The 9803-nt window shown below is 49.3% G+C and carries 9 protein-coding genes; 6 read left to right on the top strand and 3 right to left on the bottom strand.

The window, feature by feature from the left end:
* The coding region (locus tag AQR02_RS23850) for an ATP-binding cassette domain-containing protein (RefSeq protein ID WP_245237706.1) at nucleotides 1-614 on the bottom strand (614 nt) is incomplete at its 3' end.
* A complete protein-coding gene (locus tag AQR02_RS23845) occupies nucleotides 601-996 on the bottom strand; it encodes a GntR family transcriptional regulator (RefSeq protein WP_054942892.1) in 396 nt (131 codons plus the stop codon). The genes AQR02_RS23850 and AQR02_RS23845, both read right to left, overlap by 14 nt.
* 232 nt (nucleotides 997-1228) lie before the next feature.
* Between AQR02_RS23845 and AQR02_RS23840 the strand changes: the two genes are divergently transcribed.
* Both AQR02_RS23840 and AQR02_RS23835 read left to right on the top strand, forming a co-directional pair.
* On the top strand, nucleotides 1229-2587 hold the full coding sequence (locus tag AQR02_RS23840; RefSeq protein WP_245237705.1) for a TrkH family potassium uptake protein: 1359 nt from the start codon (nucleotides 1229-1231) through the stop codon (nucleotides 2585-2587).
* A 15-nt stretch (nucleotides 2588-2602) separates the two neighbouring features.
* The gene (locus AQR02_RS23835) at nucleotides 2603-3274 is read left to right on the top strand and encodes a potassium channel family protein (protein ID WP_054942890.1); all 672 of its coding nucleotides are present in this window, start codon (nucleotides 2603-2605) and stop codon (nucleotides 3272-3274) included.
* A gap of 42 nt (nucleotides 3275-3316) precedes the next feature.
* On the opposite strand, the gene AQR02_RS23830 is transcribed toward AQR02_RS23835, so the two are convergent.
* Entirely contained in the window at nucleotides 3317-3856 is a 540-nt protein-coding gene (locus AQR02_RS23830) for a hypothetical protein (RefSeq protein WP_054942889.1), read from the bottom strand.
* A 387-nt stretch (nucleotides 3857-4243) separates the two neighbouring features.
* Here AQR02_RS23830 and AQR02_RS23825 point away from each other — a divergent pair, with 387 nt between their 5' ends.
* The 4 genes from AQR02_RS23825 to AQR02_RS23810 all read left to right on the top strand — a co-directional run bounded on the left by AQR02_RS23825 (nucleotide 4244) and on the right by AQR02_RS23810 (nucleotide 9770).
* The gene (locus tag AQR02_RS23825) at nucleotides 4244-5353 is read left to right on the top strand and encodes a rhamnogalacturonan acetylesterase (RefSeq protein ID WP_054942888.1); all 1110 of its coding nucleotides are present in this window, start codon (nucleotides 4244-4246) and stop codon (nucleotides 5351-5353) included.
* Nucleotides 5354-5388: 35 nt separating this feature from the next.
* Nucleotides 5389-7656, top strand: coding sequence for a helix-turn-helix domain-containing protein (locus tag AQR02_RS23820; protein WP_054942887.1), 2268 nt, complete (start codon nucleotides 5389-5391; stop codon nucleotides 7654-7656).
* Nucleotides 7657-7898: 242 nt separating this feature from the next.
* Nucleotides 7899-8855 (top strand): ABC transporter permease, encoded by a 957-nt coding sequence (locus AQR02_RS23815; protein WP_054942886.1) that lies wholly within the window; start codon nucleotides 7899-7901, stop codon nucleotides 8853-8855.
* Nucleotides 8856-8870: 15 nt separating this feature from the next.
* Nucleotides 8871-9770 (top strand): carbohydrate ABC transporter permease, encoded by a 900-nt coding sequence (locus AQR02_RS23810; protein WP_054942885.1) that lies wholly within the window; start codon nucleotides 8871-8873, stop codon nucleotides 9768-9770.
* Nucleotides 9771-9803: the final 33 nt, after the last annotated feature.

The following is a 9803-nucleotide window of genomic DNA, read 5'->3' as shown; positions in this document are numbered from 1 at the left end:
AGCAGCTCCATTTCGCGGATATCATGGGTCGCGATAAGGAAGGTCCGTGCACCGTCAGCGAGTTCACCCACTACAGCCGAAGCGATCCGTTCTCTGGAGATCAGATCAACGCCGGTGAACGGTTCATCCAGAATGATCAGCGGAGCCTTGCGTGACAGGCAGGTCAGGAGCTGAAGCCGTGCTTCCTCCCCGCGGGACATTGCCGAGATCAGTGACTCTCCGGAAACGGACAGCTGCTGCTGCAGTTCCCAGGCTTTGGCCTGATCCCAGTCCGGGTAGATCCCGCAGGCAAATTCCAGCCATTCCTTAACGCTCAGCCAGCCGGGGAGACTGCTGCGGTCGGGCAGCAGCGAGAGATTGCCGAGCTGCTTCACACCTGCAGGCTTACCGAAAATTTGCACCGCACCGGCATCTGGAGACGCCAGCCCGGAGATGATGCGCAGCAGGGAGGACTTGCCTGCACCGTTAGGTCCGAGCAGACCGGTCAGGCTGCCTTGCGGAATATCGAAGCTGATATCGTCCAGAATGATTTTCTTCTTGATTTTAAGTTTTAGGTCGCGGCACTCTACCGCCGCAGGTTCTGCAGCTTCAGTGTTAAGCTTATAAGGTGTCATTTGAATCCTCCTTATCGAATTCCAGCAATTGCTCAGCGGAGATGCCAAGTGTATCCGCTGCAGCTTTAAATTCCTTTATTGCCTTGCGCATGATAACCTTGCGGGCCTCGCCGATTACAGCATCTTCCCTGGTGACAAACGTTCCCTGTCCGCGGTAGGTAACGATCAGCCCCATACGCTCCAGCTCCTGATAGGTTCTGGCCGCGGTAGTAGGATTGACACCTCTCCCCGCAGCCAGATCTCTGACTGAAGGCAGCCGCGAGCCGGGCGGAATGATGCCGCTGACGATTCTTCCCTGAATAGCTTCTACAAACTGTTCGTAGATCGGCAGCGAGGGATTGATTTGAAACTGCTCCGGCAAAAGCTCAAAGGACTGATCCATAGGGTGCTCCTTCCGAATGTAGTACTAGCTTCATGTTGTAATGTGTATGGGTAATCACCATACAATATGTGATTGGAGTGTACCACTACTCACCATACAATTTCAAGAGAGATTCCTCACATCCGGAAATCTGCTTTGTGATGCTGGACAATAACGTATATAATTTGTATGTTTATCTGATAAATATTACATTTGCTTATAAGAACAAGAAACTTGCGAGAGGATGAGAAACTTGGCTTCACCCCTTCCTAAATTTGCGGAATTCAGATTCCTTAAGCTGTCTCCGCCCCAGATTCTGGTACTTGGCTTTGCCACGGCTATTCTGATCGGAACACTGCTATTAATGCTCCCCTATTCCAGTGCATCTGGTCATTCACTAATATTTATAGATGCGCTTTTCACTGCAACTTCCGCAACCTGTGTAACCGGACTTGTAGTGGTGGACACCGGTACCTATTTCAGTGTATTCGGACAAATAGTCATCCTGGTGCTGATTCAGGTCGGAGGTCTCGGCTTTATGACGATGGCGACCTTGTTTGCACTACTGCTGAAACGTAAAATCTCACTACGGGACCGGCTGATCCTCCAGGAAGCTATGAATCAAAGCTCAATGGAGGGCATAGTACGGCTGATCCGCAAGGTGCTGGTGTATTCACTGGCGATAGAAGCAGGCGGTGCGGTTCTGCTGACGCTGCGCTGGGCGGCGGATATGGATTTTGGCCGCGCTTTATATTTCGGCATCTTTCATGCCGTGTCTATGTTCAATAATGCCGGATTTGATATCTTCGGGGACTTCCGCAGCCTGACCGGATATGCCGGCGATCCTGTAGTCAACATCGTCGTCATGTTCCTGATTATTTCCGGGGGTATCGGATTTATCGTTATGGCTGACCTGATCGATTACCGCAAAAGCCGCAGACTGATGCTGCACAGCAAGGTGGTTCTGTCGATGACGGCAGCGCTGATCCTGATCGGAACGGTAGTGGTCTTTATTTTTGAGTTTAGTAATCCGAATACGTTCGGACAACTTAACTTTGGCGGTAAAATATGGGCTGCATTCTTTCAATCGGTAACGCCGCGTACGGCAGGTGCCAATACGGTGGATATTGCCGGTCTTCGCCAGGCTACGCAGTTTTTCATTGTGATACTGATGTTCATCGGGGCTTCTCCGGGCTCGACCGGCGGGGGGATCAAGACAACAACCTTCACACTGATGATTGGTGCGGTTATCTCGATGCTGCGCGGACGTGAGGACATTGTGCTGTTCCGCTACCGGCTGGCTCAGGAACGTGTCTTCAAGGCGCTGACGATTACCTTGCTTGCCCTGCTGCTGATCGTTGCCGTTTCCATGGTGCTCTCAACGACGGAAGGACGGCCGTTCCTAATGATTTTATTTGAGACCACTTCAGCTTTCGCTACCGTAGGACTCAGTATGGGACTGACCCCGGAGTTATCGGAGACCGGCAGAATTCTGATCTGCCTGACCATGTTCGCCGGACGTCTGGGTCTGTTGACACTGGCCTATGCACTGGGCCCGAAACAGGGTAAAGCATTGTATAAGTATCCGGAAGGCAAAATGATAATTGGATAAGGGGTTAATGAAACTATGAAAGCACAGCAGTTTGTTGTGATCGGCCTTGGCCGCTTCGGATCAAGTCTGGCGCTTGAGCTGATGGCTATGGGCTATGAAGTGCTCGGAATCGACCATATGGAAGAGCGGGTAGAGGAAATGAGCGGGCAGCTGACTCACGCGGTGATGGCGGATGCTACCGATGAGGGCATCATGCGTTCCCTGGGCGTACGCAATTTCGACTGCGGCATTGTCGCCATCGGTGACAATATGGAGCGGAGCATTTTGGCGGCGATTCTGCTGAAGGAGCTGGGTATCAAGCAGGTAGTAGCGAAGGCGATCTCGATCCTGCACGGACGTGCGCTGTCGAAGCTGGGCGTGGACCGGGTTATTTTTCCTGAACGGGATATGGGGATCCGTGTAGCGCATCAGCTGGTGACTCCCCATTTGCTGGATTACATCGAAATCTCCAAGGATTACAAAATTGTCGAGCTGACTGTACCCTCCTGCATGGACGGAAAAAGCCTCTCAGAGCTGAATACCCGCGGCAAGTACGGCTGCAGCATTATTGCCCTTAACCGGCAGGATGGGATTATTGTGGCACCTACTGCCCATGACCATGTAAGCCAAGGCGACATTATGGTTGTCATCGGCTCCAATGAGAGCATTGAAGAGTTTGAGGATCAGGCTGTGAATGTGGAGGCTTAGTACAAGAACACGGCAAAGCCCGGACAACAGTCCGGGCTTTTGTTATTTTTGCGGCCAATTATTGATGGCTTCGAATACCCGTGAATAGGCGGATTTGATATTGGTGCTGTTGATTGTATCATTGTGCAGCCCAGTCCCCCAGAACTCCCATTTTCCCTCAGAGTTAAAATATCCTGTGGCATACACACCATTATTGATATCTTTAATATCCTCATAGGCAACATCTTCAAGTACAAACGGCATATAAGATTTCTTCGACTCGATAAAAAAGAACGGGAGACCGGCGGTTTTATAAACCTTTGCATACCGGGCATCCGCAGCTTCAGGTAAATGCTCCTTCATAATGAATACAGCATCATAGTCCGCTTCCAGGGATTGGCTGCCCAGCAGCTCCTCCAAAGTGATTGCCGAGAACTTCACCTGCTGCTCTCTAACGGACGGGGCTTCACCGACAACGGCCAGATGCAGCGCCTTTCCTGTGTACGGAACTGTGTCTACAGAATTCTTTTTGTTATCTATAGTGATAGTACACCCCGTTAAAAGAAGGGCCGCCACGATCAGGAGCAAATAGATAGATTTCACGTTATAACTCCTTATTATGAGATGGGATTACGAGCATCGCACCTGAACCTTAATCGTGCCGGTGCAGAACAATGCTGTTCTTGTAAATAATAGAAAATATGTTATTGATAATAATAGATGACCGCAGCCTTTACTACAATGTTTTTAGGATCAGCATCGTTAGTTTCTGCTTGTGATGTCATTGATTTTTCGGTTTTTCTAAAAAAATTCCTAGACATATATATAAAACGTTTCTTTAAATGATAAAATAATAGTAATCGGTGTAACTATGAGATGAAATTATGTAGACACTTATTGTAAGCGCTTCTATTGGTAGCGGCTAAACAGTCATCGTTCTGCTTCGTGTTGCCTAGCAAACCATTATTTAGCTTAACAGGGGGATTAAACATGACGTTGCGTTTTGATTTCGGACCCTTCGGGGATGCAGCAGCAGGATATACCAAGGTTTCTTCATCAGATACATATAATAGTGAAAAAGGGTACGGCTTTGTCGACCCTTCCCGCGTCACAGAACATGTCCGGGGGGAGGAGCCGCTCAGCGGGGATTTCATCATTCCGTTTGATACAGCGTTTCTGGCGGATGTGGAAGACGGGAATTACATTGTCTCCGTTCTGATCGGAGATGAGGAAGCGCCGACCTGCACAACGCTGAAAACCAACGGGGAGAGGCTTGTACTGAAAAATTTCCGTACAGTTGCCGGACAAACTGCCCGTGAAATGTTCGGTGTGAATGTCCGCGGGGGTCAGCTGAGGCTTCGCTTCGGCGGGGCCGCTCCCCGGATCAATGCGCTTGAAATCACACGTTCGGATGAACAGATTACGCTTTTTCTGGCGGGTGATTCTACGGTGACGGATGCAGGCGATGAGAAGGCATTTCCGTTCTCCGGCTGGGGGCAGATGCTTCAGTTCTACTTCAAACATGATGTTGCCGTTGCCAATCATGCCGTCGGGGGGCGAAGCTCCAAGAGCTTTATTCAGGAGGGGCGCCTGGATACGATCATGGAAGAAATTAAGGAAGGCGATTATTTATTTATCCAATTCGGACATAACGATCAAAAATGGGACGAGGCCCGTCATACAGATCCGCACACAACCTATCCGGAGTATCTTCGCCAGTATATTGCCCGAGCACGCGCCAAACAGACTATCCCGGTGCTGATAACTTCTGTACACCGGCGGTATTACGATGCCGACGGCAAGCTGACGGATACGCATGGCGACTACTTGGAAGCTGTAAGGCAGCTCGCAGCAGAAGAAGAGGTCCCGCTCATCGATCTTGCCGGGAAGAGCAAACGCTTATTTGAAGAGGCCGGGCCGCAAGAGACAAAGTCGATCTTCCTCTGGGGCGCCCCGGGAGAATGGATGAACCATCCGGGCGGAATTGTCGACAATACCCACTTTCAGGAGCGGGGCAGTCTGCGGATTGCGGAACTAGTCGTTCAAGGAATAAGGGAGCTTGGCCTCCAAAAGCTGATCCTGTTTCTCAAAATTGCCTGACTTAATCTTATATAGAGATCATAGGGGGATCAAACATGAAAAAAATACCGATGATGCTGCAGCTGGCATTGATTCTATTCTGTATCATGGCCATTCCGACCGCCATCCTGACCTGGTACAGCGGATCACAGATAATAGAGAACTCAGAAGCAGCCATCGGAGAATCGACACTTGCCGGGCTGGATGCCAACCGCAAATTAAACGAGAATGCACTTGCTAATCTGGCGCAGGACACGTCGCGGCTGGCAGCGACCAATATATTTGAACCTATCCGCAGTGTAGATACCTACAGTGAGCTTAACTCTAATTACAACAACGTGAGCCGGTCGTTATCTGTATTCAAAGAGCTGCTTAATCTGAACCGCCGGGTAGACGGTGTATACTCCTCCTATTTCCACTTGGAGGGTGCGGATTATGTGATTTCTACGGATAGCGGTATCACGAAGCTGGAGCACTATGAGCCGCTTGAATGGACTACGGAAGCTCTTGAAGGGCGGAGAGGAATCAGCGGCGTGTGGGTTCCCCGCAAGGTGGACTCCGGCGTTAATGTAGTGTCGTATGTGTATCCCCTTAACCGACTGTCTTCCACCACGCGCGGCTTAATTGTTGTCAACATGCGTGAGAGCCAGATCGGCAATTATCTGCATGCTACAGAGGTTGGGGATAATAACACCCTGCTTCTGGCACCTGACGGTAAAGTGATTTCCTATAATGACAAGTCGCTGCTGCTCACGGACGGCTTTAAACTTCCCTTTCTCCAGGAAATGCTCACCCAGGAAACAAATGAAGGATATACGTTCCATGAGCTTGACGGCAAACGGCTGGTTTATGCGTGGAGCCGTTCAGATGTGTCCGGATGGTGGAATGTAAGCTGGAGCTCCATGGATGAGCTGATGAGCAAATCCCGTGAAATGCAGGGGAATATCATTTTGCTTACCGGTGCTATTATTTTGCTGGGAACGGTACTTGCTGTTTTTCTGGCGACATGGCTGTCCAGACCGCTCCGGCAATTGGTGCAGACGATCCGGGCGAAAAGTGACTTGGGTGTGGTGAATAAGAATGAACTAGCTTTCCTGGATCTGGCGTTCAAACGAATGCAGGAGGAAGAGGAAGGTCTGTTCCAGCTGCTGCAGGAACGCGAACAGGATACCCGCAGTCTTGCCGTTCACCGTCTTTTGCGCGGGGAGATTACGCCCCGGCTCACAGAGGTTTTTCCGGAAGCTTATTACAGAATCGCCGTTGTCTCCATCGACCAGTATAGACGTTATGTGGGCAATACCAATGTGGAGACACGCAGCTACCACCGGTATCTGCTCAATACGAAATACGAAAGTCTTTTTCCAGCGGCAATTCTGGCCCGTTCTGTCTATCATAACGACGGATGTATAGTTATTGTAATGAACTTTAGCCCGGATGAGCACGGGCAAAGCGCCGGCCAGATCCATCAGGCGCTGGAAACGATCCGCGATCAGTCATCAGAGCTGCTGGGACATTCGGTGACGATTGGCGTAAGCGATTTGGCTGATGCGCCTGAAATGGTCACCCAGCGGTTGTTTGAAGCGATGGAACTGATTAAGCAGCGGATCATCAATGGTGCCGGAAGTATTATGTACTGGCAGGAGGAAGAGGAGAACAGCCGCAAATACATGGATTCTGAAAGCAGTGAGCGGCGGATTCTCAACTTCCTGGATGCAGGCAATCTGGACGGGATTATCAAAGAGCTTCAGATCATCCGCTGCCAGATTAGCTCAGAAGAGAATATTTCATACGATAATATCATGTTCATCTATCACCAGTTGATTGGTGCGACCATCAAGCATCTCCGTGAGAATCATATCGGCACCGGAAGAATGATTATGGGTAAAGGCAATATTTACTCTATTCTGGCTGCGATGGATACGCTTGATGAGCTGGAGGAGTATTTGCATGAATTTTTCCGTGAAATTATGCAGAGCCTGGACCGAAGCGCCGGTGATACCAACCATGGAGAGCGGATCATTCAATATTTGAAGGGAAATTACCGGGAAGAAATTGTTTTCGAGGATATGGCGAAGGAAATCGGCATCAGTTACTCCTATATGCGCAAGATCGTGTATGAGCAAACCGGAAGCAGTATGATAGATTTCGTGAATCAGCTGCGCATTGAGAAGGCCAAAGAGCTGCTGATGGACACTGAGCTTACCATTAAGCAAATTGCCGCAGAGGTTGGTTACTTCAATGTCCAGAGCTTCAACAGGTTTTTCCGCAAATACGAAGGCATGCCGCCAAGCAGTTACAAATCGGCCAAGAGTAAAAGCTCCTAGGAGCTTCCTCTTGGCCGCTTTGGCGGCGGCCTTTGTTTATAAATGAAAGCGTTTTATTTTTGGGAATGCCTATCATATTTGATCATAATGACGTCGCAGAAGCTGATAAAACCGGGCTTCGATCAAATTTGATGGGGATCATCAATACTCATGATTTTCAAAACAGGGCAAAGGGAATAGCATAGAACTCGAGCCGGTTGACCTGACTGGCAAGGTGATAACTTGGTGTAGGAGGTGAAACTTTGAAAGTTGCAAGCGCTTCAAAAACAAATCATACAGCTCTATTAAGTAAGAAACAGGGAATCGGGTATTATTTGCAGCGTGACTGGCAGCTATATTTACTCGTACTATTTCCACTAGCTTTTGTAATCGTTTTCAAATATCTGCCGATGACCGGACTTGTAATCGCTTTTAAAGACTACAAAATTGCAAGGGGCTTTTGGGGCAGTGAGTGGGTAGGGTTTCAGATATTCCAGGAGATCTTCTCCAAACCTGATTTTGCCCGTGCGGTCCGCAATACACTGCTGCTCAACATTCTGGATCTCTGCTTCAGCTTTACGATGCCGATTGCGCTGGCGATCCTGCTGAATGAGGTCAAAAGTGTAAGATTCAAACGCGTAAATCAGACGCTGCTGTACCTGCCGCACTTCCTTTCCTGGGTCATTATCGGGGCCATCGGTTATCAGCTCCTAAGTGAGGGAAGCGGTGTTGTTAACAATTTTATTGAACTCATGGGCGGAAATCGTATTCCGTTCCTGCAGGAAGACACCCATTGGCTGATCAGCTATCTGGCAATCGGTGTGTGGCAGAGTATGGGATGGGGAACCATCATCTACTTGGCAGCCATGAGCGGGATTAACCCGGAGATGTATGAAGCGGCTACCGTCGATGGAGCAGGACGCTGGAGAAAGGTATGGAATATTACCGTTCCTTCCATTCGTGCGACCATTGTAACCTTGCTGATTATGAACCTGGGGAAAGTTATGGAGGGCTCATTCGAGCGTATCTTCGCTCTGCAGAATAAGGCCACCACGGAGTTCACAACAACCATACCGGTGCTGGTGTACCGTTGGGGGATCGAGAGCGGCAATTTCAGCCGTGCGACAGCGCTAGGGCTATTCCAGTCCGTCATCGGTATTATTCTAGTAATAACGGCTGACCGCGTGGCTAAGAAGCTTGGCGAGGATGGAATATTATAAGAAAGGAGAGAAACCATGAGAGCATCAACCGGCAACCCTGCCGCACCACGTAAAGGGCGTTTGGACATCTGGGAATTGCTGATCCGCCTCGTTCTAATTATTGCTTCACTAGCGTGCTTGTTGCCGTTTCTGCATGTCGTGTCCAAATCCCTGAGTTCTGACTCCTTTGTCATTGCCAACAAGGTCTTTCTTTGGCCTGAGGGAATCACCATAGAAGCGTACAAGAAAATATTTGCAGATGCCAGCATCCTTCGTTCACTGTACATCTCGGTTATAGTGACTGTGTTGTTCACCATACTGGGGATGGTCCTGACCATCTGCGCCGCGTACCCGCTGTCCAGAACACAGTTTAAAGGCCGTAGAGTAATCACCTTCATCTTCCTGTTCACGATGTACTTTAGTGGAGGTATCATCCCGGACTATATGAACATTAACAATCTGGGACTGATGGATACGATATGGTCACTGGTTTTACCGTTGTCGTTCAGTGCCTTCAACCTGCTGATTATGAAGACTTCTCTAACGAGCAGTATTCCCGTAAGTCTGGAAGAATCTGCGCGGATCGACGGTGCCGGGCATTTCCGAATCCTGCTTAGTATTGTCCTCCCGTTGTCCAAACCGATTATGGCGACACTTGCACTCTTCTATGCGGTTGGACGCTGGAATGCTTACCAGGATGCATTGTTCTACATTAAGCATGAAACGGATCTGCGGCCGCTGCAGCTCAAGCTGTATTATCTGGTCATTCAGGCAAGTGAAAGCTTCCAATTGGAAGCAACCCAGGTATCGCTCAGTAATCCGGAAGTACTTAAAGCATCAGTCGTTGTGTTTGCCACTCTGCCTATTCTCTGCGTGTACCCCTTTGTTCAGAAATACTTTGTTCAGGGTGTTATGCTCGGAGCAGTCAAGGAGTAGTCTTATGTTCCAGAATAGTAATTCTTCAGTCCG

This window comes from Paenibacillus ihuae (assembly GCF_001368795.1).
GTDB lineage: Bacteria > Bacillota > Bacilli > Paenibacillales > Paenibacillaceae > Paenibacillus_AQ > Paenibacillus_AQ ihuae.
The sequence above is the reverse complement of the archived record's forward strand: the minus strand, read 5'-3'. Positions and strand labels throughout refer to the sequence as shown.